Source organism: Microbulbifer sp. S227A, assembly GCF_049800935.1.
This window is the reverse complement of the sequence record NZ_JBNAFZ010000001.1, coordinates 632,576-655,202: the sequence shown is the minus strand read 5'-3', so window position 1 is coordinate 655,202 and position 22,627 is coordinate 632,576. Positions and strand designations below refer to the sequence as shown.

Below are 22,627 nucleotides of genomic sequence, written 5' to 3'. Positions count from 1 at the left end.
CTTTGTGACTGTATCCACTGAACAGGCTTCGATGCGTTTCGGATGCGGGCTGTCGCCGGATCTGCCGGCACAGGGTCCGCAAGCATTGCTGGCAGGGCTGCGCGCGCCCGATCAAATCGCCGCGCGGTTCCCGATCGAGAGCTTTTCCGACTATGGGCCCAACCTTGCGACGGCGGCACGCCTGCGGCGCGAGATCAAGGCGGCAAGAGCCCAGGGCAAGAGCAAACGCGCCATTGCCGCCCGTGACGAGATCGCGGCCATGCGCAAATCGCTCGCCGCCAGGAATCTCGACTGGTATGTCAACACCCTGTTGCGGTGGAGCCGGACCGAGAACCCGTTACGCGAGCGGCTGGCCTTGTTCTGGGCCGACCATTTTACCGCCAAGGGCAAGAATCCGATCATGGTTCCGGCGGCCTTTCCCTATATCGAAGAGGCGATCCGGCCAAATGTGGGCGGGCGGTTTGGCGACTTGCTGATTGCGGCGGTGACGCATCCGCTGATGCTGCATTTTCTGGATCAGTCCTATTCCGTCGGGCCAAACAGCGCCGCGGCCAAGCGGGCCGAGCGGTTGGGCGGGCTCAACGAAAACCTGGCGCGCGAGGTGCTGGAGCTGCACACGCTGGGGGTGGACGGCCCCTATGGTCAGGATGACGTGCGCCAGTTGGCCGAGCTGTTCACCGGGCTGAGCTACAAGACCAACGGGAGTTTCACCTTTCGCAACGGCTTTGCCGAGCCCGGGGCCGAGACCGTCCTGGGTGTGGCCTATGGCGCTGGCAAACGTGGCATCGGGCCGGTGCTGGATGCATTGAACGACATCGCCGTGCATCCGGCGACCGCGCGGCACATCGCGTGGAAACTCGCGGTGCATTTCGTGTCGGACAGGCCCGATCCGGCGCTTGTGGATCACGTTGCCGCGCATTTCGAACGCAGCGGCGGCGATCTTGAACAGGTCTATGCCGCGCTGCTTGAGCATCCGGCGAGCTGGGGGGCACAGCCCGGCAATGTGAAACCGCCCTTCGATCTCGTTGCTTCAAGCTGTCGGGCTCTGGCGGTGGACCCGCAGGCCATGCAGGAACTGAAGCCCCGCCACCTGCGCCGCGCCCTGTTGCGGCCGCTGGCGGAGATGGGGCAGCCCCTGTTGAACCCCGGCGGGCCGGATGGCTGGCCCGAAGAAGATGCCGCCTGGATCACGCCGCAGGGGCTGTCGGCGCGTTTGCGTTGGGCGGTGTCGGCCCCTTCGGTCTTGCGACCGGCGCTGCCCGAACCGGGGGCTTTTGTCGACACGGCACTTGGTCCCTTGGCTACCGAACCCGTCCGTTTCGCCGCGCGTGCCGCCGAGAGCCGGTCGGATGCGATCGGCTTGATCCTGAGTTCCCCCGCGTTTCAGCGTCGATAGGAGAGCGCCGATGTCATCCCGATCAAAAATGAGCCGCCGCGCATTCCTGGGCCAATCAGCGCTGATTGGCTGTTCCCTTGCGGCCAGCCCGCTGCTCACCCCGGTCAGCTTTGCCGCCGCCCCGTGGGATACGCGGCTGGTGGTGATCGTGCTGCGCGGGGGCATGGATGGGCTCGACGTGGTCCGGCCCCATGGAGCACCCGAGTTTGCGGCGTTGCGGGGCGGGCTGACCGATGCGGACAAGGCCAGACGGCTGGATCTCGACGGCTTTTTTGCGCTCAATCCGGCGCTGGCCCCGTTGATGCCGCTTTGGCAGCAGGAAGACCTTGGCTTTGTTCACGCGGTATCCACCCCGTATCGCGACAAGCGCAGCCATTTTGACGGGCAGGACCTGCTCGAGGCGGGCACGCCTACCCTGTCGGGCGCGCGTGATGGCTGGCTCAACCGGATGCTCGGGCAATTGCCGGGGGTCGAGCCGCGCACCGCCTTTGCGATCGGACATGGCGAGATGAAACTGCTGGACGGGCCGGTCGCGGTGGCGGATTGGGCCCCGGATGCGGATCTCGCGATCAGCCCGCAGGCGATGCAGCTTGCGGAACTGGTGATGCAGCAGGACCCGGCCTTTCACGCCGCGCTTGCCGAGGCGATGATGCTGTCGGGTTCGGGGGGCGCGGCAGAGCGCGGCAAACCGCATGTCAAGGTGGCCGAGTTCGCGGCAGAGCAGCTGAGCGGCGACACGCGGGTCGCTTCGTTCTCGATCAACGGCTGGGACACGCATCGCCAACAAGGCCGCAATCTCAGGCGGGCGCTGGAACGGTTGTCTGACACGATTTTGGCGCTGCGCTCCGGATTGGGGCCGGAGATCTGGGGCAAGACCGCAATTGTCGCGATGACCGAATTCGGCAGGACCGTACGGATCAACGGAACCGGCGGCACCGATCACGGGACCGGGGGGGCGATGGTGCTGGCCGGGGGCGCAATCCGGGGTGGTCGGGTCTTGGGAGACTGGCCGGGCCTCGACGAGGCGGATCTCTATGACCGGCGCGATCTCATGCCGACGGGCGACGTGCGGGCTCCGGCGGCGTGGCTGATGCGCGGGCTGGCGGGGCTGGATCGCAGCGCGCTGGAGCGCGTGGTGTTTCCCGGTCTGGACATGGCCACCGATCCGGGGCTCTTGCGCTGACGCCTGCGCGATCGCCCCTAGATCGCGCGCTTTTGTTCCAGGCGCTCCTGGACCAGCCCGGCGATACGGGCCATGTCGGTTGCGACCGGAGCACCGCGTTTGCGCGAGGCAGCGAGCGAGGCCGCGGCCTTGGCAAGGGTTGCATCCTGCGCGCTGCGGGCGACTCCGCCGACAAATTGCGCGAGATAATCCAGCACCTTGTCACCGGCCATCGCATTGAGGACATCGGCAACATGCGCCATGTCGTCGTGAAACGCCATCGGATCCGGTTCGATCACCTCGTCGCGCAGGGCGCGGGGGCCGCTTGGCTGTTGCTCGGCGGGCAGGCGGGACAGGACCGCCTGCTGAAACGTGGCGAGGGATGTGACCGGCTTGGCCAGGAAGCCGTCGGCCCCGGCGGCAATGGCCGCATCCTCGACATGATCGTCGCCGGAGGTGCCCAGGATGACCGGAACCCGCGGGGATGACTGCGCCAGTTCCTCGATCAGGTCCACGCCCGATCCGTCGGGCAGCCCCAGATCGGCAACCACCACCGAGGGTCGATAGACCTGCAAATGTCGCCGCGCCGAGCGTAGGCAATCGGCCCGGCGAATGCGGGCGCCGCTGCGCAGACACAAGAGGCGCATGGCCTCGCAGGCGAAACGGCTGTCTTCGACAACAAGAATGGTCAGGCCCAACAGCGGCCGGTTGGCGGTCGGCACACGCGGCGGTGCGGCGAACGGATCAAAATCGTCCATGGTGGTTTCCTCTCAGCAGACCCGACTCACGCTAGGCCGCGATGGCTAACGCATCGTTAAAATCGCTGAGTTTGTTTCCACCTGTTGGCGCTGCACCGGTTGACTGGTCGACCGGTGCAGGGGGCGCGCGCGGCGGTCAGGCCCAGTTTCCGGCAAAGTCCCGCGGGATCAGCAGGTGATCGCGGCTGAGACTGGCGACATCGGTTACACCGCACAGCCCCATCGAGATGTCGAGCTCGTTGCGGATGACCTCGAGCGCCTTGCTGACGCCTTCCTGCCCCATCGCGCCCAGACCATAGATATAGGCGCGGCCGATATAGGTGCCCTTTGCCCCCATCGCGAGCGCCTTGAGCACGTCCTGGCCAGAGCGGATGCCGCTGTCCAGATGCACCTCGATCTTGTCGCCAACCGCCTCGACGATCTCTTCCAGCACCCGGATCGAGCTGAGTGCGCCGTCCAGTTGCCGACCGCCGTGGTTGGAAACGATGATGGCGTCGGCCCCCACGTTCAGCGCCTCGCGCGCGTCGCGCGCATCCAGGATGCCCTTGATGATAAGCGGCCCGTCCCACATCTTGCGGAATTCGCGAATGCGATCCCAGTCAAGCGCCTGATCGAATGCCTCGTTGGTCCATGTGCCGAGCGAGGACGGGTCTTTCACACCCTTGGCATGGCCCACGATATTGCCAAAAAAGCGGCGCTTGGTGCCCAGCATGCCAAGGCCCCATTGAACCTTGGTCATCATGTTGGTGACGGATTTCATGGTCAGCTTGGGCGGCGCGGACAACCCGTTCTTGAGATCCTTGTGCCGTTGGCCGAGCAATTGCAGGTCAACCGTGATGACCGCCGCGGAACATTTGGCCGCCTTGGCGCGATCAAACAGGCGCTGCATGAAATCATCGTCCTTGAGCGTATAGACTTGCAGCCAGAACGGCTTGGTCGTGTGCTCGGCGACATCCTCGATGGAACAGATCGACATGGTGGACAGGGTATAGGGCACTCCGAAAAGCTCGGCGGCGCGCGCTGCCTTGATCTCGCCATCGGCGCATTGCATCCCGGTCAGCCCCACCGGGGCAAGCGCCACGGGCATCGTGACATCCTGGCCGATCATCTGGCTGGCGGTCTTGCGGCCGGTCATGTCGATCGCGACCCGCTGGCGCAGGCGGATATCGACAAAATCGCTGGTGTTCTCGCGAAAGGTCTGTTCTGTCCAGCTGCCGCTCTCTGCATAGTCAAAGAACATGCGCGGCACGCGCCGTTCATAGATGCGTTTGAGGTCGTCGATATTGGTGATCACCGGCATTGCACAGCCATCCTTCTCCCGTGTCCAGGATATCGATAGCGGCGGGCCGGGGGAAACTCAATGCAGCAAGGCGCATTCAGGCGCTGTGTGCCCCGTCGGCCAGCGTCTTGACAAAGGCGAGCACGTCGGCGACCGGTTCGCCTTCGCCGATCTTGGCGACGATCGCGGACCCGACCACCGCACCATCGGCAACACCGGCAATGGCGCGCGAGGCTTCGGGCGTCTTGATGCCAAAGCCGACGATCACCGGCAGGTCGGTTTGCGATTTGATCCGGGCGACTTCGGGGCCGACATCGACGGCCTCGGCCTCTGCTGCTCCGGTGATCCCGGTGATCGATACGTAATAGACAAAGCCTGACGTGTTTTGCAGCACCTTTGGCAAACGCTTGTCATCGGTTGTCGGGGTGGCCAGGCGGATGAAGTTCATGCCGGCCTTTTGCGCCGGGATACAGAGTTCCTCATCCTCTTCGGGGGGCAGGTCGACCACGATCAGCCCGTCGATCCCGGCGGCCTTGGCGTCTTCGAGAAAGGTTTCGACCCCACGGCTGTAGATCGGGTTGTAATAGCCCATCAACACGATCGGCGTGGTATCGTCGTGCTTGCGGAACTCGGTGGCCATTTGCAGCGTCCGTTCCAGCGTCATGCCACCTTCCAGCGCGCGCTGCCCGGCAAGCTGGATCGTCGGCCCGTCTGCCATCGGGTCGGTAAAGGGCAGGCCCAGTTCGATGATGTCCACGCCGGCACCGGGCAGACCTTTGACCACCTCCAGCGACGTGTCGTAATCCGGGTCGCCCGCCATGACATAGGCGACAAACGCCTTTTTGTTCTTTTCGGACAGCTCTGCGAATTTGGCGTCGATACGGGTCATGGGGCGTCTTCCTTGTGGCTTGATCAGCCCATGCCAAATGCCGGGGCGAAAATCAATGCGCAACCTTCCGGGGCGGGGGGGAGCGGGGCCCGGCGGGCGGCATGTTCCGGTCTTGTGCCCCGCAGACGAACGCATGTGACCCTGCGTCGCCTTGGCCCGATGCGTGTTGACCTGATTTGTGTCAGCCGTCATTGTATCGGCATTTGGTTTGCCGGTTTGTCGAGTGTGTAGTGAGTAACGAGTATTCAGAGGGCGCGGCGCGCGCGATCGCGCAGGATTTTCTTGACCGGCACGGGGCGGCCGCGATTTCAGGAGATTTGGACGAGATCGTGCGCTGGTGCGATTTGCCCTGCACGCTCGAAAGCAGGGGCCAGCGAGTGGTCCTGACCGATGTGGCGATGGTGCGGTCGGTCTCCGAGAGCTTTATCGTCCAAGTCAGGAACAAGCGGCTGACCCATGTTATCCGGCGCTGCCTTGAGGCGGGCTTTCGCGACAAGGACACCGTGATGGCCACCTACGAGACCCGCTATGTCCGGGACGATCAGCTGCTGAGCGAAGAACCCTATGTCAGCTTTGTCATTCTGCGGCGCAGGGGCGAGCGCTGGAAGTTCAGCAACATGCAGTTTGACGTCGGCGTCGACAGCCCGGCGGGTGCCGCGCTGAGCGATTGGAACCGGAGTTGACCGCACTTGACGGGGTGGCCTCGCTATTGTGCCGGGTCGTTGCGGTCGCGGGCCGCGCCAGACGGGTGCTTGCGCCGCACGGCTTCGACCTCTAGAAGCGGGCCGAATTCAGACCGGAGGCCAGCATGGGCTTTAAGATGGGAATCGTGGGGCTGCCCAATGTCGGCAAATCCACCTTGTTCAACGCGTTGACCCGCACCGCTGCCGCGCAGGCGGCGAATTTTCCCTTCTGCACGATTGAACCCAATGTGGGCGATGTCGCGGTGCCCGATCCACGGCTCGACAAGCTGGCGGCAATTGCCAGCTCCAAACAGATCATTCCGACCCGGATGACCTTTGTCGACATCGCCGGCCTGGTCAAAGGGGCCAGCAAGGGCGAGGGGCTGGGCAACCAGTTCCTGGCCAATATCCGCGAGGTTGACGCGATTGCCCATGTGCTGCGCTGTTTCGAAGACGGCGACGTGACCCATGTCGAAGGCCGGGTCGATCCGGTGGCGGATGCCGATACCATCGAAACCGAGCTGATGCTGGCGGATCTTGAATCGATTGAAAAGCGCCGCGCCAATCTCGTGCGCAAGCTCAAGGGGTCGGACAAGGAAGCGCAACAGCAGGACCGCCTTCTGGCCGCCGCACAGGCCATGCTGGAAGATGGCAAACCCGCGCGGCTGGTCGAGGTCGATGACGAAGACCTGCGCGCGTGGAAACTGCTGCAATTGCTGACCACCAAACCGGTTCTCTACGTGTGCAACGTGGGCGAGGCCGACGCCGCCGAGGGCAATGAACACGCTGCCCGGGTGGCCGAAATGGCGGCGGCAGAGGGCAATGCCCATGTGATCATCAGCGCCCAGATCGAGGAAGAGATCAGCCAGCTTGAGAATGACGAGGCGCAGATGTTCCTCGAAGAGATGGGCCTGCAAGAGGCCGGGCTGGATCGCCTGATTCGCGCGGGCTATGAGCTGCTGCATCTTGAAACCTATTTTACCGTCGGCCCGAAAGAAGCGCGAGCCTGGACCATTCGCACCGGCACCTCGGCCCCGCGTGCCGCCGGGGTGATCCATGGCGATTTCGAAAAGGGCTTCATCCGCGCGGAAACCATCGCCTATGACGATTTCGTCACCCTTGGTGGCGAGCAGGCGGCAAAAGAGGCCGGCAAGATGCGCGCGGAAGGCAAGGCATATATCGTCAAGGATGGCGATGTGCTGCACTTCCTGTTCAATACCTGACCGGATTTCATGCGCAACGGCACCGTGCTCGTGACCAATTGGGCGCGTTGCTTGAAAAACCACCACGAAACGGCACAATGGAGACCTAATTCATGTTAGGATCCATCGGGCACCTTTGCTGGCGATCTTTTGCCCCGGTCAAACCGGACAACTCGCCTCTTGCGTGTCTGAAACGAAGTGTATTGCTCTGGTTGGCCTGGTTGCGCGATGTATGAAACCTTTTTTGATCTGAAAACATTACCGTTCAAGATCACGCCCGACCCGTCCTTCATATATTGGGACGCTGCCCACAGGCGTGCCGCCAGTGTACTCGCCTTTGGGATCGAGCAGCTGGTTCCCATCACCGTGGTCACGGGCGACGTGGGAACCGGCAAGACCACCCTGCTTCAGCATTTCCTGGAAGAGGCCCCGCGCGAGACCACCGTTGGCATGATCTCGAACTTCTGGAGTGGCATGGGCGGGCTGTACCAGTGGATCCTGAACGCGTTCGACATCAAGGCCGAGGGCAGCACCGTTCAGCAATACCGCGCCTTCGAGGATTTCGCGATCGCGGAATATGCCGCCGGTCGGCGCTGTGTTCTGATCGTGGACGAGGCGCAGAACATTTCCGACGAGGATCTGGAACAATTGCGGATGTTGACCAATATCAACGCCCGCAAGGATTGCCTTGTCATGCTGTTTCTTGTCGGCCAGCCCGAGCTGCGGGACAGGTTGAAACAGTCCAACAACCGCCAGATCGCGCAGCGGGTCGGCGCGGCCTTTCACCTGGGTCCGCTGTCAAGAGAGGATACCGGGCACTATATCCGTCACCGGATTTCGGTCGCCGGGGGCAGCCGCGAGCTGTTTGACGAAGGGGCGATCGACCGCATCTTTGGGGTGACGGGCGGAGTTCCGCGCCTGATCAACGTGGTGTGCGAACTGGCGCTGGTGACGGCGTTCGGGGATGGGGTGGAACATGTCGACGCGGATTTCATGGACGAGTTCCTGGCCGAGGCCGCAGAGACCGGGCTGATTGCGCATCTGCCCGGCACGCCGCCAGTACCCGCCGGCACCGGCGGGCCGCCCCAGAGCGTCAAGGGCCCCGGCGGAGCCACGGCGGCGCCGGGTTACCGCAAATCGGCCACTCTGGGCGCTGGCAAGCCAAGCATCCGTCTGGTTTCCGATCCCTGGGATACCAAAGAGACCGTGGCGGCAGAGGCCGATGCCCAAGACCCCGCCGCGCGCCAGCTCGAGCCGCCGTCACCCGACCCGGTTGAAGAGGAGGGCGACCCGCTGGCCCCAGAGGCCGACTCAGAGCCCGCGGCCCGGACACAGACAGACGAGGCCGCCGATCTGGCGTCGGCGGCACCTCTGGAAGTGGCCGAGCCGCAGGAGGCCCCAGCCCCCGAACCCGAACCCGATGCGGCGCGCAGAGAACCGGAACCCACCCCGGATGCGCTGGCCGGGGCCAATGTCGCCGCGGCCCTGCGTGAAGATCCGGCACCGCCCGAATATCAACCGTTTCGCTTGCTGCATTTGGGCGTGCGCATTCTGGATGACGGTTTCAACGTCGCCCTTGTGGCGCTGGTCATCGCCGCGGTGTTCGGGGCGGGGGCGTGGTACATACGTGACGCGAGGACGGATGCGCCCGCCGATCAACCGGCTGAGACTGCCGCCGCCAGTGTTGAGACCACCGAGGGCACTTCCGTTGCGCCAGCCGCGCCCGAACCGGTCGAGGCCACCGCGACCCCGCCCCAAGAAACCCCGGCCCCTGACGAGGCACCGGTCGGGGTGGCCTTGGGCGATGGGGCGACGCTTGACGACCCCACGGGCGAGGCGCTGTTGGAAACCGCGATCTCGGCGAGCTATACCGACCCGTTCGCGGCGGTGATCGACTATTCCCGGGCCGCGCTGCGCGGTGAGGCGCAGGCGGCCTATTACCTTGGCCAGATGTTCGAAACCGGACTGGACGTTCCCCGCGATGCCGCCGCCGCGAGGGCGTGGTACGAACGCGCCGAACCCGATGTGCGCAGCGCCAAGCGGCGGCTGGCCAATCTGGAAGTGCCCGCGAGTGTTGGCGTCCTTGCTGCGCCGATGCCACTGCTGGGCGGTCCGCTGCCCGATGGCTCTGCGGAGTTTGTCTGGTCCGGGGGGGTTGGTGCCGCGCCGGAATATTTCGTGGTTGAAATGGCGGTGGCACCGGATGCACCGGTGGTGCGCCTCGAGGAGACCGGTCTGACCGCCGCGACCACGCCGAATTACACCGATGAAACGGTCTGGCGGGTGCTGGCGGTGCGGCCCGCCTCGGGGGATTACCGGGCATCGAATTGGTATGCGATGGGGCCGGATGGCAGGTCGGTGACAACCGAGACCACAGCGGCGCGTCCGAGGGTGTTGGTGGTGTCGGCCGAGAGGGCGGCGACGGAGGTAGTCGATGCCGCCGCGGCGCTGCTTGGGGATGCGGGGGTGCCGATCGTGCTGCGCGCCACGCCGCCTTCCTCTGCGGTTGCGGGCACGGTCAGCTATGCCTATGACGCGGATCGCCCGGCGGCCGAACATGTTGCCGCGCTGTTGGGGGATGATCTCGAACTGGCACAGATCCCGGCGCGATCACCGGATGATGGCATGATCCAGCCGGGGCAGATCACGGTACTGCTCGACTAGCGCTTGTCACGGTTTGCATGAAATATCGGGCCATGAAACATCGGGCGCGGTGTACGCTGCGTTGATTTCCATGACCTCGACCGACGCTTGGCGACGCGGCACACTCATCCCGCGCAGCAACCCGTCAGGCGCGGCGGCAAGCCCGGGCTCGCCGCCGCCCAACCGCATTAGCAGCCGATAGTGGCGCAGATCTGGCGGCGATAGGCTGAGTTGGCCTCGCTCTCGGAGCCGCCCTGGCCCGCACCCACCGTGGGCAGATCGCCTTCGCAGGTCAGCGGATAGTTCGGATCAAGCCCCACATTCACGCAAGACCCGATGTTCCAGCCCGGCGGCAGGGCGGTGGGGTCGACCTGTTTCCACTTGGGGTGGCCGGTTTCCTGAAGCTCGGAGAACCGGCTGCTGATCAGGTGGGAAATATCCGAAACCGCCTTGCAGCTTTCGCGGTGATAGGCATTGCGGTTGGGGTCGTATTCATAGGTCATCAGCACCGCCTTGACGGCGACCACATCTACCGGATCGGCCTGGAACGCATAGGCCCCCGCCGGGATCGTCGCCGGGACATAGACCGCTTGCAAGGTCGGGTCGTTGATCGGCACAAGGTGGAACCGGTCGCCATCGATCTGTGGTGACTGGAAAATCCGCGTCGGCGCACCGGCGACATAGAAAAACGCGTCGATCTGACCGTTCAACAGGGCGGCAAGCGACTCCTCGGCGTTGATGGTCAACCGCTCGGCGGGATTGACCTGCGCCAGGTCCAGTACCAGCGACGCGGTCAGGAAGGTGCCGCTGTCTTCGACCCCGACGGCGATGCGTTTGCCATTGAGATCGGCGAGCGAATTGATGTCCTTGGTTCCCAGGACGTGGACCTCTTCGTTATAGAGAGGAAAGGCAATGCGCACGCCCAGAATCGCCCGCGCCACGCCCGGATCGTCGGCGGCAAAGGTCTTGAGATATTCCAGAACGTCCGATTGCACGATACCGAACTGGGTAAACCGCCGTTTGCGCACGCCAAGAAAGTTCTCCAGCGAACCGGCGCTTTCCTGCACTTGCAGGTTCACGCCGCATTTGGCGGCGATGTCGCTGACATTGCGGCCAAACTGGATATAGGTGCCGCTCGGGCCGCCGGTGAGAATGTTCTTTTCAAACTGCTGCGCCTGCACCGGCAGCGACAATCCGGTCAGCAGGACCGCGAGGGCGACACACCGCGCCAGAATGGACTTTTTTCTTGTCTTCATGTCTTGCTCTCCAATTCAAACGAAAAATACGCGTCAACATCCGCCCAGAGTCTTGACCAGATGCACCAGCGTCTGGCGGTTGATCGTCCCGAAGGACTGCTGCAATGCCGCCGTCGCACAGGTGCCCTGAACCAACAGGTCATGCAGCTGGCTGACCTGCGCGGTTCGCTGGGCGGGCAGGCCCGGTGCGTTGCGGATTGCCGCGTTCACCGCGGCCGAATTGCGCGGGCTACCCTGTTGCGCGGCGGCGGGCTTGGGGGCGGCCGGGGCGGGTGCCGTGGCGGCAGGGACCGGTGGCGTTGCGGCGGCGGCTGTCTGGGCGGTTGCGAGCTGTTGTTGCAGTGCCGCGATCTGCGCTTCGCGGTCGGCGCGGGCCTGTTCGAGCGCGGCCAGTTCGGCCTGCATCTGTTCGCGCTGGCCCAGCAGCTCGGCGGCAGCCGAACGGTCGCCTTCGATCTGTGCCCGCAGGGTTTCGGCCTCTGACTGCTGTGTTGCGAGCGCCGCCTTTTGCGCCTCTTCTTGCTTGGCGAGGTCGGCCAGGCTTGCCTGCAACCGGGCGGTTTCACTGTCGGCGGCCTCTTTCGCTTCCGCCAGCCTGGCTTCCTGTTCCTTGGCCGCCTTGCCAAGTTCCGCGACACGCGCTTCCAGCCGGGTATGCTCGGCCTCGGCGGCTTGCTGGGCTTCGGCAAGGGCGGTGCGCGCCTCGATCCGTTCTTCCAGTGCCGCCTTGCGGGATTCTGCTTCGTTGATCTGGGTCTCCAGATCCTCCAGCCGCGCGCGCGCCGCGTCGGTCTGCTCTGCCAGCGTCTTGTCGGCATCGGCCAGCGTGGCGTCGAGCTCGGCGGACTTGGCCGCAAGCGTTTCGGACGCGGTATCGACCCGCGACGTGACATCCGCCAGTTCGGTTTCCTTTGCCGCGATGTCGGCGGTCAGTCCTTGCAGCTTGCCGTTCAGCTCTGTTTCGCGCGCTGTGGCGTCGGACAGGGCGGTGTTCAGCGCCTCGGCCTGCGCCGCCAGCTTTGTGTTCTGTTCGCCCGTGGCTTTGACCGTCGCTTCCGCCGCCTTGATTTCCGCGTCCAGTGCGGTTTTGCGATCCTGCGTTTCGGTCAGTTCCGCCTGAGCGGCATCCAGCGCCGCCTGCGCCTGAGCCTGTGCCTCGGCCAGTTCCGCCGCACGGGTTTCGGCCTGTTGCAGGTCGGCATTGCGGGTCTCGACGGCCCCGGTTGCCTCTGCCAGCTCGGCCTGAACCGCTTCGAGCCTGGCGCTGGCATCGGCAAGTTCCGTACGTGCCGCATCGCGCTGGCTCTCGGCCACGGTTCGCGCGGCCTCTGCCTCGGCCTGAGCGGCCTGGACCTGCGCCAAAGCGGCCTGCGCATCCGAAAGCGCCGCGTCATCCGCTTCGGCACTGGCCGCCTTTGCGGCTTGGGCCGTTTCGTTTGCCTTGGCGATTTCGCCCTGCACCCGGTCCAGTTCCGCGCGCGCCGTGTCCATTTCGGCCGCGAGCGTATCGCGCTGTGCCTGGATTTCGCTCAGCGCGGCCTGCGCGGCATCACGATCGGCAATGGCCGCGTCGCGCTCGGCGGCGGCGTTGGCCGCTGCGGTGTCCAGCTCGGATTGCTGGTCCGTGCCCGTCTGGCTGGCGGCATCCAGTTCCGCCTGTGCCTGTGCCAGCTCGGCGCGGATGTCTTCCAGCCGTGCGGCCTCGGCTTCGCGCTCTTCGCTGATCTGGGCGATATCGGCTTCCAGCGCGCCGATGTCTTCTTCCAGCAATCCTATGATCCGGCGAAACGATTCCGCTTTCTGAGACAGTTCCGCCGCGTCCGCCGCAGCCTCTTGTGCGACCGCCGCTTCCGGCTCCAGCCCCGCCAGCCCGAAAATCATCACACTACACATGAAAATCCTGATGTGCCGCATGTCCAATTCGCCCCTTACAAAAATGCATTAACTCCCAGCATAGGCAAAACTTTACACAAAAGTCACCTTCGGTCGAATCTTGAATTCAGGCGGGGCTCAATTCCCCGCAAGACGCCGCGGGGCCGGGCGGCGCTGCGGGCGCGTCAGGCCATGTCCGCGGGGGCGGGATCAAAGGTGACGTCAACCCGCAATCCCGGAGCGTTGTCGCGCAGCGCAAGCTCTGCGCCATGCAGTCGCGCAACCACGGACACGAAATTCAGGCCCAGGCCGCTGCCCGGTGTCATCCGGCTGCGATCCAGCCGGTAAAGCCGTTGCAACACATGGTCGGTTTCGTCCTCTGGAATCCCCGGCCCGGTATCGGCAACGCTCAGCACGATGCCCTGTGGGTGATGGTCGAGCTCAAGGCTGATCCGGCTGCCGGCGGGGGTGTGGCGCAGGGCGTTTTCGATCAGGTTGGCCAGAAGTTGCAGCAACAGGTTGCGATCACCCATGACCGTGGGAATGTCGGGGCCGATGCGGGTGGCGAGGTGATGGCCGCTGTCGCTGGCGGCGGGTTCGTAAAGCTCGGCACAGGTTCGCATGAGCTCGCCGAGTGAAAGCGGCGCAAAGCCCGAACGGGGCGTGCCGGATTCGATCTGGGCGATTTGCAGCAACGAGCGGAACACCGACGCGACGCCGTCCAGCTCGCTGCGGGCCTGATCCACCAGGTCGCGGGCCTGTGGCGGCAATTCCGCGCGATCCGCAAGGTCCGCAAGATGCACGGCGACCCGCTGGATCGGTGTCTTGAGGTCATGGGCGATGTCGGATGACACTTGCCGGATGGCGGCGACCGAACTTTCCTGCGCCTGTGCCATCTCGTCGATCTTGGTGCCGATCTCGGCGAGGTCCTCGGACCAGTCGGCACCGGGACGCACCCGCGCCTGAAGGTCCCCCGATGTCAGCCGGTCAAGCGTCCTGCCAACCGTGGCGACGTTGCGCGCGCTGCGCCGCGCCAGGTACACCGCACCCGACAGCGCGATCAGGATCGTAGGCAGCAGGCTCAGCACAAGGATGTTCAGGAACACGGTGCGCAGAGCCTCGATTTCCGACAGGCTGCGGGCGATGGTCAGCTGGCCCCCCTGCATCGTGGTGGTCAGGGCGAGGTAATCGCCGCTCAGGGTCGGGCTTTCCTGCGACAGGGACAGCACCTGGTATCCTTCGCCGTCGCGGGCAATCACCGCGTTGCCATATTGCCGCCGGTTCGGCGCGAGATAACTGAGGACGAGGCGTTCAGGGTCGGTTTCGCGCGCCTCGGTCTCGACCAGCGTTGCCAGAGCCGCCGCCGAGGGGGCGGCCCGGAACCCGGCGATGCGTTGGCTCAGATCGGCGCGGATCGCCTGTTCGAACGACCGTTCGGTCAGAACATAACTCGCCGCCAGCCCCACAAGGCTGACCACGGAGAACAGCACCACCAGCCCGAGCGCCAGACGCAGGGGCATCGACCGCCAGAGGCTTGAAATCCGGGCGTTCACGCGTCGATCCGATAGCCGGCACCGCGCACCGTCTTGATCAATTCGCCGTCAAACGGCTTGTCGACCTTGGCGCGCAGGCGGCTGATATGGGTTTCGACCACGTTGGTCATCGGGTCGAAATTGATATCCCAGATCGCTTCGAGCAGCATGGTCCGGGTCTGGACCCGGCCCTTGCGGCGTATCAGATGCTCAAGAATGGCGAATTCGCGGGGCAGCAGGTCGATCACCACCCCGTCGCGCGTCACCTTGCGCGCGATCAGGTCCATTTCCAGCGGGCCGGCGCGCAGCAAGGTTTCCTGTTCCACCGCAGGGGGGCGTCTGGCCAGCGCGCTGACCCGTGCGGAGAGCTCGCCAAAGGCGAAGGGTTTGACAAGGTAATCATCGCCCCCCGCGTTCAACCCGCCGATCCGGTCGTCGACGCTGCCCAGCGACGTCAGGAACAGGACCGGTGTCCGGTTGCCTGCCCCGCGCAAGGTCTTGACCAGCGTCAGCCCGTCGATTTCCGGCAACATCCGGTCGACGATCATCACGTCATAGCTGCCAGCGGTCGCCCGGATCAGCGCCTCGCGCCCATCCGTGACCAGATCGACCGAATGACCCTCTTCGCGCAATCCCCGCGATATGAACGCCCCGGTGGTGGCGTCATCTTCGACAGCCAGAATTTTCATGCACCCTCGCAGATCATGCGTTTCACGATGAATACCTAGGCGTTGCGCCCCGGCCCGCCAAGCGCCCCGGTGCCGGATGACAATTTTGTATAGAAAGCCAAAGACGTCTGTAAGGGGCATACCCCATCTGTGCCGGGTCAAAGCAATAAACGGAGCAATTCCATGACTACGACATCCACCCCCCATCGTCTTGCCGGCGCCACGCTGGTTGCCGCGCTTGCCTCGACCGGCGTGATCGCCCTCGCACCCAGTACCGCATTGGCGGTTCCGCCGGGCGGGTATGGCGATCTTGTCGAAGCGGTTTCGCCCAGCGTCGTCTTTATCGAAGTCACCGGCAAGGAGGCCGGCATGGAGCCGGCTGGCGGGCTGCCGGAGGGCATTCCCGAAGAATTCCGCAAACGGTTCGAAAAGATGCTGCCCAAGAATGGCGGGGCTGCGCCGCGGAAAGGCGTCGGTTCGGGTTTCATCATCTCCGGAGACGGACAGATCGTGACCAACCATCACGTGGTTGACGGTGCCGACAGCGTGACGGTCAAGCTCGCCGACGGGCGCAGTTTCAACGCCACGGTGATCGGCAGCGACCCGTTGACCGATGTGGCGCTGTTGCAGGCCGAGATCGACGAAACGCTGCCGGTGGTGGTGTTTGGCGAGTCCGATTCCATGCGGGCCGGTGACGAGGTGGTCGCCGTGGGCAATCCCTTTGGCCTGGGCGGGACGGTCACGTCGGGCATCATTTCGGCGATGTCACGGGACATTCATTCGGGCCCCTATGACGATTTCATCCAGACCGACGCGGCGATCAACCGGGGCAATTCGGGCGGGCCGCTGTTCAACAATGAGGGTGAGGTCATCGGCGTGAACACGGCGATCTTCTCGCCGGATGGCGGTTCGGTGGGCATCGGGTTCGCGGTTCCGTCCGACTTGGTTCAAACCGTGGTGGCCGACCTTCAGGATGACGGTGAAATCACGCGCGGCTGGCTGGGCGTGCAGATCCGCCCGATGTCGGACGAGGTGGCCTCGGTTCTGGGATATGATGGCCCCAAGGGTGCGGTGATCGAAGCGGTCAGCGCCGACAGCCCGGCCAAGTCCGGCGGGCTTCAGACGGGCGACATCATCCTGTCGTTCAACGGCACCCAGATCGAAGAGCTGCGCGATCTGACCCGCGCCGTTGCCGATACGGCCCCCGAGCAATCCGCCGAGGTCGAGATCCTGCGCAAGGGCGAGATGATCACCCGCGAAGTCACGGTCGGGACGCGGGGCAAACAGGACGCGTGATACCCCGCTCATTCCACCGGCGGGCATCCGGCCCGTCGGTGGATAATCCCGCAAGACCCGGGATGTTGCGGCCCGGTGCAGGGGAGGCGCCGGGCCGCGATCGTGTTTTCATCCGGTGGCGCGCGGTGCGGGTCAATCCGGCAGGGCGTTGAAAATGTTGTCCACTTTTCAACGGACTCGCTTTAATATCGATCAGGACCGGATTCGTGGGGATGTCCGGCTCATGGGGTTTGAACATGAAACGGACGGCATCGCCAATTGCTGCATTGATGCTGCTGGCCGCACCGGCCGGTGCCGAGAATCCCGACTGGAATTATTCTGCGACGCTGTATGGCTGGTTTGCCGGGCTGGAGACCACGGTTGAAACCGACCAGGGTACGATCGACGCCGATCTCAGCAGCAAGGATGTGCTGGAGAGTCTTGACGGGTCGCTGATGGCCGCCTTCGAGGCGCGGCGCGGACGCTGGGGGTTCGTGCTCGACGGGGTGTACAGCAAGCTTTCCGCGACGCAGGGCGCGCCGCTTGGCGGGGCCTATGCGCAGGCCGTGGTCGAAACCAGGCTGTCGCAGGTGACAGGCCTTGCGCTTTATCGGTTCCATTCGACTCCGCGGGTGCAACTTGACGCGGGTGCGGGGCTGCGCTGGTTCGATGTGGATATGGGCGTGTCCCTCTCGTCTGGATCGCAGGGCTTGTCGGGGGCCTATTCGGTTGGCGATAGCTGGGTGGACCCGGTGCTCGCCGCGCGGATTACGGTTCCCTTCAGTGATACCTGGACGGCGACCGCCCTGATCGATTTCGGCGGCACCGGATCGGATGACAAGACATGGCAGGCGCTGGCCAGCATACGCTATCAGTTCAACGATCAATGGTCCGCCGCCTTTGGCTATCGCAGCATGAACCTGCAACATGATATTGGCGGGCGGCCCAACGAAATCACCCTGTCCGGCCCGTTCATCGCGGCGGGTTTCCGGTTCTGAGTGCGGCGCCGGGTCGGGTAGGGCGGCAACGAAACGCGGCGAGGGAGCGCCATGAACAGCGATCCGATGCCCACCGCCACAAGCCCGGCCCGATGCATGCGCGCCTGTTCTCGTGGCTTAGCGCTCGCCCTGTCGCTGCTCGGGGTTACGGGTTCGGTTGTTGCCGGTGAACGCAAGATCGACCTGACCCCGTTTACCGACGGAACCGACGACTGGCGCACGCGCGAATTGTTTACCGGCGCACTGGTGACGTTCTACGGACAGTTTTCGCCCGCGATTCTGAACTATGACGATGGCGGCCGCTCGCGCGGCTATGCGCCGGTGGGCAATTCGAACAAGACCTCGCGCATCGGCTTGCGATGGCATCTTCGGCACGCGGGCAACTGGCGCCCGGTCTTTCGTGCCGAGATCGGCATCACGCCGCGCCCCTCCAACAGCGTCAATCTCGACACGCCGCAGGATGCCGACTGGATCAGCGATGAAACCAACCTGCGCAAGCTTGAGCTGGTCCTTGAACATCCGCGATTTGGTGTGCTGACCGTCGGCCAGGGCAGCATGGCCACCGACAGCATTACCGAGGTGGATTACTCCGGGACCAAGGTTGCCGCCTATTCCGACGTGTCGGCGGTGGCTTCGGCCCAGTTCCTGCGGTTTGCGGATGGCCGGATCTCCGATGTGGAGCTGGGCGCGTTCTTTGACAATTTCGAGGGTTCGAACATCACGGGGACCTATCCGGATGGTGATCGCAAGATGCGGGTGCGCTATGACACGCCATCATTAAACGGCCTGGTGTTCTCTGCGGCGATCGGCAACGAGGTGTTCCGCGAGGATGGTTCGACCAATGCCGATGTCGCGCTGACTTATGAAACCCGGCTGGGGGATTTCAAATTCGCCTCGGGTCTTGGCAATAGCTGGACGGCGGACGAGCGGGTGCTGTCCGGGTCGATGTCGGCGCTGCATGTCCCCAGCGGCATCAACCTGACCATGGCATCGGGAGGCGAGGAGGACGGCGGCGGTTTCTCTTATGTCAAGCTGGGCGTGCTACGGTCGCTCTGGACGGTCGGGGACAGCGCGGTATCGCTGGATTTCTACCGGGGCAATGACATCTACGCGCCCGGCTCGCGGTCGCGGTCGGTGGGGCTGGCTTTTGTTCAGTCTTTTGATCGGCTGAACATGCAGGGGTTTGCCCTGCTGCGGCACTATTCCTTTGACGCGACGGGGGCGACTTTTCTGGACAGCACCGCGATGATGACCGGAGTCCGCTGGGTGTTCTGAACCGCTCGCCCGCGCCCCTGCGGCCCGCTACCCCGCGCCGTTCAGCCGCGCAGGGCGGGCAGCCCGACACCGGTGCTTTCGAAACCGCCATCGGATGCGATGATCTGGCCGGTGACATAGCTTGCCCTGTCCGAACACAGGAAGGTGATGACCTCGGCGATCTCGCGTTCCGATCCGTAGCGGTTCAGAGGGATCGCATCGTGATAGCTTGCGATGATGTCCGGCGTATGCACCGCCATGGCCAGCTTGGTGCGCACCGGTCCGGGACAGACGCAATTGGCGCGAATGCCATATTCGCCAAGCTCGGCGGCCTGCTGCTTGGTCAACTGGATCACGGCGGCCTTGGAGGTGCCATAGGCGACCCGCAGGGTCGAGGCCCGCAACCCCGAGATCGACGCGATATTCACCAGCGCGCCACGCGTTTCGCGCAGCGCCGGAATACAGGCCTGTGACACCAGGAACACCCCGTCCAGGTTGGTCGCCATGATCCTGCGCCAGCGGTCGAACCCGGTTTCCTCGATGGGGCCGAAATCGGCCACGCCGGCATTGTTCACCACTGCATCGATCCGGCCAAACCCCTTGCGGACCTCCTGCGCCATCTCGTCGACCTGTTCCGGCATGGACACGTCATATTCAAACGGGCTGGCCTCGTTCAACCCGGCGGCGGCGGCTGCAAGCGCCTCGCCATCCCGGTCGACCATCGCCACGCGCCAGCCCTGTTCCATGAACAATTTCGTGGTCGCGAGGCCGATCCCCCGCGCTGCTCCGGTGACGAGGGCGGTTTTCTCGGACATTCTGGATATACTCTCCGGTTTCATTCTGCTTGCGTCACTTTCGTCCGGGTGGTGCGGCAATCTCAATCCCCTTTTTGCCAGGGGCCGTCACATTCCGGGACTCATTGCCGTGTCCGGGCGCGGATTGCCCATTGCGCCGTTGCAGCAAGCGGTTAATCTGCATTGCAGCATTCGGGAGGGGCGTTAATGGGGCATGTCATTGCAATCGCGCAGCAAAAGGGCGGGTCGGGCAAGACGACGCTGGCCGTGAACCTTGCGGTCGGGTTCGCGCGCGAAGGCAAATCGGTGGCGTTGATCGACACCGACCCGCAAGGCAGCGCCGGACGCTGGTTCATGATGCGCCTGGAAACGATGGAAGATCCGGGGGTCGAGTTTGCCACGGCATCGGCCTGGGGCATTTCCTACGAGTGCCGGAAACTGGCCGACAGCCATGACATCGTGATCATCGACACCCCGCCCAAGGCCGACAGCGATCTGCGCCCGGCATTGCGGGCGGCCGATCTCGTGCTGGTGCCGGTGGCGACTTCGCATGTGGATCTCTGGGCGGTCGAGGCGGTGCTCGAACTGGCGGATCGCGCCGGCAAGCCGGCGGTCATGGTCATGACCCGCGCGCGGTCGGGCACGCGGCTGTCGGTGGATGTCGGGGAAAAGGCGGCGGAGCTGACGGCGGAAATCGCCGAGGCGCCGATGAACAACCGGGTTGTCTATGCGGAAACGCTGGGACAGGGGCGAGCGGTGCTCGAAGCGCCCAAGGGCCCGGCCCATGCCGAGATGCAGACCCTGGTTGACGAAATTTCCTCATGGCTGGCGCGGGTGTGATAGGCTGATCCCGTAGCGAGGGAAATGCCATGCAAACCATCACCAAAGACAGCGGACACCAGACCGTCATCACCACATTCGAAATGTCCCCGGGCACATGCCAGGATCTGCTGGATGCGTTGACCGATGCCTACGAGGCGTTCATCAGCAAGCAGCCGGGCTTTATCGCCGCCAGCCTGCATGTCAACGATGCCCAGACACGCATCGCCAACTATTCGCAATGGAACCGGCGCGAGGATTTCCAGGCGATGCTGCGCAGCGACGAGATGCGCACGCGGAACCGCAAGATCAACGAACTCTGCCGGTCCTTCGAGCCGGTGATGTACGAGGTTGCCGCGACATTCGGCTGATAGGATTATCGTTCAGTTTCATGATTTGGATCAAGGCGCTATCCGTCTGAAAGGCGCAGGGTTGGCCCGAACAACCGGAGGGCTTTCCATGTACCAGAACATCCTTGTCCCAATCTCGTTTGATGCCGAGCGCGATACGTCCGGCCCGCTCAAACTGGCGCGGTTGCTGGCGACACCGGATGCACAGATCACGCTGTTGCACGTGGTCGAACAGATACCCGGCTATGCGGTCACCTATATGCCGGTGGATTACCTCAAGGCGACCCGCGAGGCGATCCAGTCGCAATTGGACGATATGGCCGCCACGCTGCCCAATGCCAGAGGGGTGGTGATCGACGGGCATTCTGGCCGGTCGATCCTGGACTGGGCCGGTCAGCATGCGCCGGACCTGATCATCATTGCCTCGCATCGCCCCGGAATGCAGGATCTGCTGCTGGGGTCAACAGCGGCGCAGGTGGTGCGCCATGCGAGCTGTGCCGTGCACGTGGTACGCTGAGCGATCCGCCCGGCGGGCTATGAGCGCAGAAACACCTTGTCGGAATCCAGCGCCGCCGCGATCCGGGCAAAATGATCGCGGCTTGAACCCGACGACCTGAGAAGCTGGGTCGCGGCCTGGTCCAGCGCGGCGGTAAACGCGGCCCGGGAGCCGGGAATGGCGGCCTCGGAAATCGCCGCAAAGCTCTTGCCCCGGCGGCGCAGCGGTTTTGCGGCCGGATCGGCATTGGCATTCAGAACCCCCGCCAGGGTGTTTTCCACATCGCGCAACGCCTGTTGCGCGGGGGCATAGGCGGGGTTTCCGGCCAATCGCTGACCGGCGGTGCGATAGTTCTGACGATAGCAGTCGTAACGATAGACCGAGTCCAGCGCCCGGCATTGCCGCAATCCCTGTTCCAGAAGCCGGACCACGCGGGTGGTCGTGCGGTCGCTGAGACCGGTCTTGGCGTTGCTGCCATAGCCATATCCCTGTGCCATCGCGCCGCCCGCCATCAGCAGCAAGACCAGAATGGCGCTGAGCAGCCGTGTCATGGTCGGGCGACCGCTGTTTGTCGGCAGATCAGGCATAGACACCTTCGGCGGCGGCACGAATGGCGCGGATGTTGTCGCCATAGGGGGCCGGGTTGCCGACCGAGCCGCCACGGAACACCGCCGATCCGGCCACCAGCACATCGGCCCCGGCACCCGCCACCAGCGGCGCGGTGTCGGGATCGACGCCGCCATCGATTTCGATATGCACCGGGCGATCCCCGATCAGGCCGCGCAGCGCCCGGACCTTGTCTGTCATGTCGATGAATTTCTGCCCGCCAAAGCCGGGATTCACCGTCATCACACAGACCAGGTCGATCATGTCGAGCAGGGGCTCGACCGCGCTCGCCGGGGTGCCGGGGTTGAGCGCGATACCGGCCTTGGCCCCGGCGGCGCGGATCGCTTGCAGCGTGCGGTGAATATGCGGACCGGCCTCGACATGGGCGGTGATCACATCCGCCCCGGCGGCAGCAAAGGCGTCGATATAGGGATCAACCGGCGCGATCATCAGGTGCACATCCATCACGCCCTTGATATGCGGGCGGATCGCGGCGCAGGTGGCGGGGCCAAAGGTGATGTTGGGAACGAAATGCCCGTCCATCACGTCGACATGCACCCAATCCGCGCCCTGTGCTTCGATGGCCTCGCATTCGGCTCCGAAATTGGCGAAATCGGCGGCGAGGATGGAGGGGGCGATCTTGATCTTGCGGTCGAATGTCATGGGGCACCTTTGGGCTGGGTTGCGCCCGGTAT

General features: G+C 64.4%; 21 protein-coding genes. 11 read left to right on the top strand and 10 right to left on the bottom strand.

The window, feature by feature from the left end; genetic code table 11:
* Window positions 1-4: 4 nt before the first annotated feature.
* Together ACP15R_RS03190 and ACP15R_RS03185 are read left to right on the top strand one after the other, a co-directional pair.
* Complete coding sequence (locus ACP15R_RS03190; RefSeq protein ID WP_424984928.1) at window positions 5-1,396, top strand: DUF1800 domain-containing protein; 1,392 nt, start codon at window positions 5-7, stop codon at window positions 1,394-1,396.
* Between the two features lie 10 nt (window positions 1,397-1,406).
* Window positions 1,407-2,579, top strand: coding sequence for a DUF1501 domain-containing protein (locus ACP15R_RS03185; protein WP_424984927.1), 1,173 nt, complete (start codon window positions 1,407-1,409; stop codon window positions 2,577-2,579).
* 17 nt (window positions 2,580-2,596) lie between these two features.
* Here ACP15R_RS03185 and ACP15R_RS03180 read toward each other — a convergent pair whose 3' ends face one another.
* The 3 genes from ACP15R_RS03180 to trpA form a co-directional block, all read right to left on the bottom strand.
* On the bottom strand, window positions 2,597-3,316 hold the full coding sequence (locus ACP15R_RS03180; RefSeq protein ID WP_424984926.1) for a response regulator: 720 nt from the start codon (window positions 3,314-3,316) through the stop codon (window positions 2,597-2,599).
* Window positions 3,317-3,452: 136 nt separating this feature from the next.
* A complete protein-coding gene (locus ACP15R_RS03175; protein WP_424984925.1) occupies window positions 3,453-4,616 on the bottom strand; it encodes an alpha-hydroxy acid oxidase in 1,164 nt (387 codons plus the stop codon).
* A gap of 76 nt (window positions 4,617-4,692) precedes the next feature.
* The gene (trpA, locus tag ACP15R_RS03170) at window positions 4,693-5,484 is read right to left on the bottom strand and encodes a tryptophan synthase subunit alpha (RefSeq protein ID WP_424984924.1); all 792 of its coding nucleotides are present in this window, start codon (window positions 5,482-5,484) and stop codon (window positions 4,693-4,695) included.
* Between the two features lie 230 nt (window positions 5,485-5,714).
* On the opposite strand from trpA, the gene ACP15R_RS03165 reads away from it, so the two are divergent.
* The 3 genes from ACP15R_RS03165 to ACP15R_RS03155 all read left to right on the top strand — a co-directional run bounded on the left by ACP15R_RS03165 (window position 5,715) and on the right by ACP15R_RS03155 (window position 10,033).
* Window positions 5,715-6,167, top strand: a complete 453-nt coding sequence (locus tag ACP15R_RS03165) for a hypothetical protein (protein WP_424984923.1) — start codon at window positions 5,715-5,717, stop codon at window positions 6,165-6,167.
* A gap of 125 nt (window positions 6,168-6,292) precedes the next feature.
* Window positions 6,293-7,390, top strand: a complete 1,098-nt coding sequence (gene ychF, locus ACP15R_RS03160; protein WP_424984922.1) for a redox-regulated ATPase YchF — start codon at window positions 6,293-6,295, stop codon at window positions 7,388-7,390.
* Window positions 7,391-7,597: 207 nt separating this feature from the next.
* Window positions 7,598-10,033, top strand: coding sequence for an AAA family ATPase (locus ACP15R_RS03155; protein WP_424984921.1), 2,436 nt, complete (start codon window positions 7,598-7,600; stop codon window positions 10,031-10,033).
* Between the two features lie 167 nt (window positions 10,034-10,200).
* Here the strand turns inward: ACP15R_RS03155 and ACP15R_RS03150 are convergent, their stop codons facing one another.
* The 4 genes from ACP15R_RS03150 to ACP15R_RS03135 form a co-directional block, all read right to left on the bottom strand.
* The gene (locus tag ACP15R_RS03150) at window positions 10,201-11,268 is read right to left on the bottom strand and encodes a TAXI family TRAP transporter solute-binding subunit (protein ID WP_424984920.1); all 1,068 of its coding nucleotides are present in this window, start codon (window positions 11,266-11,268) and stop codon (window positions 10,201-10,203) included.
* Window positions 11,269-11,301: 33 nt separating this feature from the next.
* The gene (locus ACP15R_RS03145; RefSeq protein WP_424984919.1) at window positions 11,302-13,161 is read right to left on the bottom strand and encodes a hypothetical protein; all 1,860 of its coding nucleotides are present in this window, start codon (window positions 13,159-13,161) and stop codon (window positions 11,302-11,304) included.
* A 164-nt stretch (window positions 13,162-13,325) separates the two neighbouring features.
* A complete protein-coding gene (locus tag ACP15R_RS03140; protein ID WP_424984918.1) occupies window positions 13,326-14,693 on the bottom strand; it encodes a sensor histidine kinase in 1,368 nt (455 codons plus the stop codon).
* Window positions 14,690-15,361, bottom strand: a complete 672-nt coding sequence (locus tag ACP15R_RS03135; protein WP_424984917.1) for a winged helix-turn-helix domain-containing protein — start codon at window positions 15,359-15,361, stop codon at window positions 14,690-14,692. Before ACP15R_RS03135 ends, ACP15R_RS03140 begins: the two co-directional genes overlap by 4 nt.
* Window positions 15,362-15,523: 162 nt before the next feature.
* On the opposite strand from ACP15R_RS03135, the gene ACP15R_RS03130 reads away from it, so the two are divergent.
* The 3 genes from ACP15R_RS03130 to ACP15R_RS03120 all read left to right on the top strand — a co-directional run bounded on the left by ACP15R_RS03130 (window position 15,524) and on the right by ACP15R_RS03120 (window position 18,888).
* Window positions 15,524-16,636 (top strand): trypsin-like peptidase domain-containing protein, encoded by a 1,113-nt coding sequence (locus ACP15R_RS03130; protein WP_424984916.1) that lies wholly within the window; start codon window positions 15,524-15,526, stop codon window positions 16,634-16,636.
* 236 nt (window positions 16,637-16,872) lie between these two features.
* Window positions 16,873-17,613 carry a hypothetical protein gene (locus tag ACP15R_RS03125; protein WP_424984915.1) on the top strand — a complete coding sequence of 247 codons (741 nt, stop codon included), beginning with the start codon at window positions 16,873-16,875 and terminating at the stop codon, window positions 17,611-17,613.
* Between the two features lie 51 nt (window positions 17,614-17,664).
* Window positions 17,665-18,888, top strand: a complete 1,224-nt coding sequence (locus ACP15R_RS03120; RefSeq protein WP_424984914.1) for a hypothetical protein — start codon at window positions 17,665-17,667, stop codon at window positions 18,886-18,888.
* A gap of 41 nt (window positions 18,889-18,929) precedes the next feature.
* On the opposite strand, the gene ACP15R_RS03115 is transcribed toward ACP15R_RS03120, so the two are convergent.
* On the bottom strand, window positions 18,930-19,682 hold the full coding sequence (locus ACP15R_RS03115; protein WP_424984913.1) for an SDR family NAD(P)-dependent oxidoreductase: 753 nt from the start codon (window positions 19,680-19,682) through the stop codon (window positions 18,930-18,932).
* Between the two features lie 186 nt (window positions 19,683-19,868).
* Between ACP15R_RS03115 and parA the strand changes: the two genes are divergently transcribed.
* From parA to ACP15R_RS03100, 3 genes are all read left to right on the top strand, one after another.
* Window positions 19,869-20,501, top strand: a complete 633-nt coding sequence (parA, locus tag ACP15R_RS03110; protein WP_424984912.1) for a ParA family partition ATPase — start codon at window positions 19,869-19,871, stop codon at window positions 20,499-20,501.
* Window positions 20,502-20,530: 29 nt separating this feature from the next.
* A complete protein-coding gene (locus ACP15R_RS03105; RefSeq protein ID WP_424984911.1) occupies window positions 20,531-20,851 on the top strand; it encodes an antibiotic biosynthesis monooxygenase family protein in 321 nt (106 codons plus the stop codon).
* Window positions 20,852-20,939: 88 nt separating this feature from the next.
* Window positions 20,940-21,347 carry a universal stress protein gene (locus ACP15R_RS03100; protein WP_424984910.1) on the top strand — a complete coding sequence of 136 codons (408 nt, stop codon included), beginning with the start codon at window positions 20,940-20,942 and terminating at the stop codon, window positions 21,345-21,347.
* 17 nt (window positions 21,348-21,364) lie between these two features.
* Here the strand turns inward: ACP15R_RS03100 and ACP15R_RS03095 are convergent, their stop codons facing one another.
* Both ACP15R_RS03095 and rpe read right to left on the bottom strand, forming a co-directional pair.
* Window positions 21,365-21,913, bottom strand: a complete 549-nt coding sequence (locus ACP15R_RS03095; RefSeq protein ID WP_424984909.1) for a hypothetical protein — start codon at window positions 21,911-21,913, stop codon at window positions 21,365-21,367.
* Window positions 21,906-22,595, bottom strand: coding sequence for a ribulose-phosphate 3-epimerase (gene rpe / locus ACP15R_RS03090; protein WP_424984908.1), 690 nt, complete (start codon window positions 22,593-22,595; stop codon window positions 21,906-21,908). The genes ACP15R_RS03095 and rpe overlap by 8 nt, the downstream gene beginning before the upstream one ends.
* Window positions 22,596-22,627: the final 32 nt, after the last annotated feature.

Bases quoted from the DNA above. Each gene is read 5' to 3' on its own strand.
- ychF (WP_424984922.1), top strand. From the start codon at position 6,293: ATGGGCTTTAAGATGGGAATCGTGGGGCTGCCCAATGTCGGCAAATCC.
- parA (WP_424984912.1), top strand. From the start codon at position 19,869: ATGGGGCATGTCATTGCAATCGCGCAGCAAAAGGGCGGGTCGGGCAAG.
- ACP15R_RS03100 (WP_424984910.1), top strand. From the start codon at position 20,940: ATGTACCAGAACATCCTTGTCCCAATCTCGTTTGATGCCGAGCGCGAT.
- ACP15R_RS03155 (WP_424984921.1), top strand. From the start codon at position 7,598: ATGTATGAAACCTTTTTTGATCTGAAAACATTACCGTTCAAGATCACG.
- ACP15R_RS03120 (WP_424984914.1), top strand. From the start codon at position 17,665: ATGAACAGCGATCCGATGCCCACCGCCACAAGCCCGGCCCGATGCATG.
- ACP15R_RS03115 (WP_424984913.1), bottom strand. From the start codon at position 19,682: ATGTCCGAGAAAACCGCCCTCGTCACCGGAGCAGCGCGGGGGATCGGC.
- trpA (WP_424984924.1), bottom strand. From the start codon at position 5,484: ATGACCCGTATCGACGCCAAATTCGCAGAGCTGTCCGAAAAGAACAAA.
- ACP15R_RS03130 (WP_424984916.1), top strand. From the start codon at position 15,524: ATGACTACGACATCCACCCCCCATCGTCTTGCCGGCGCCACGCTGGTT.
- ACP15R_RS03135 (WP_424984917.1), bottom strand. From the start codon at position 15,361: ATGAAAATTCTGGCTGTCGAAGATGACGCCACCACCGGGGCGTTCATA.
- ACP15R_RS03180 (WP_424984926.1), bottom strand. From the start codon at position 3,316: ATGGACGATTTTGATCCGTTCGCCGCACCGCCGCGTGTGCCGACCGCC.
- rpe (WP_424984908.1), bottom strand. From the start codon at position 22,595: ATGACATTCGACCGCAAGATCAAGATCGCCCCCTCCATCCTCGCCGCC.
- ACP15R_RS03145 (WP_424984919.1), bottom strand. From the start codon at position 13,161: ATGTGTAGTGTGATGATTTTCGGGCTGGCGGGGCTGGAGCCGGAAGCG.
- ACP15R_RS03105 (WP_424984911.1), top strand. From the start codon at position 20,531: ATGCAAACCATCACCAAAGACAGCGGACACCAGACCGTCATCACCACA.
- ACP15R_RS03175 (WP_424984925.1), bottom strand. From the start codon at position 4,616: ATGCCGGTGATCACCAATATCGACGACCTCAAACGCATCTATGAACGG.
- ACP15R_RS03095 (WP_424984909.1), bottom strand. From the start codon at position 21,913: ATGCCTGATCTGCCGACAAACAGCGGTCGCCCGACCATGACACGGCTG.
- ACP15R_RS03150 (WP_424984920.1), bottom strand. From the start codon at position 11,268: ATGAAGACAAGAAAAAAGTCCATTCTGGCGCGGTGTGTCGCCCTCGCG.
- ACP15R_RS03125 (WP_424984915.1), top strand. From the start codon at position 16,873: ATGAAACGGACGGCATCGCCAATTGCTGCATTGATGCTGCTGGCCGCA.
- ACP15R_RS03185 (WP_424984927.1), top strand. From the start codon at position 1,407: ATGTCATCCCGATCAAAAATGAGCCGCCGCGCATTCCTGGGCCAATCA.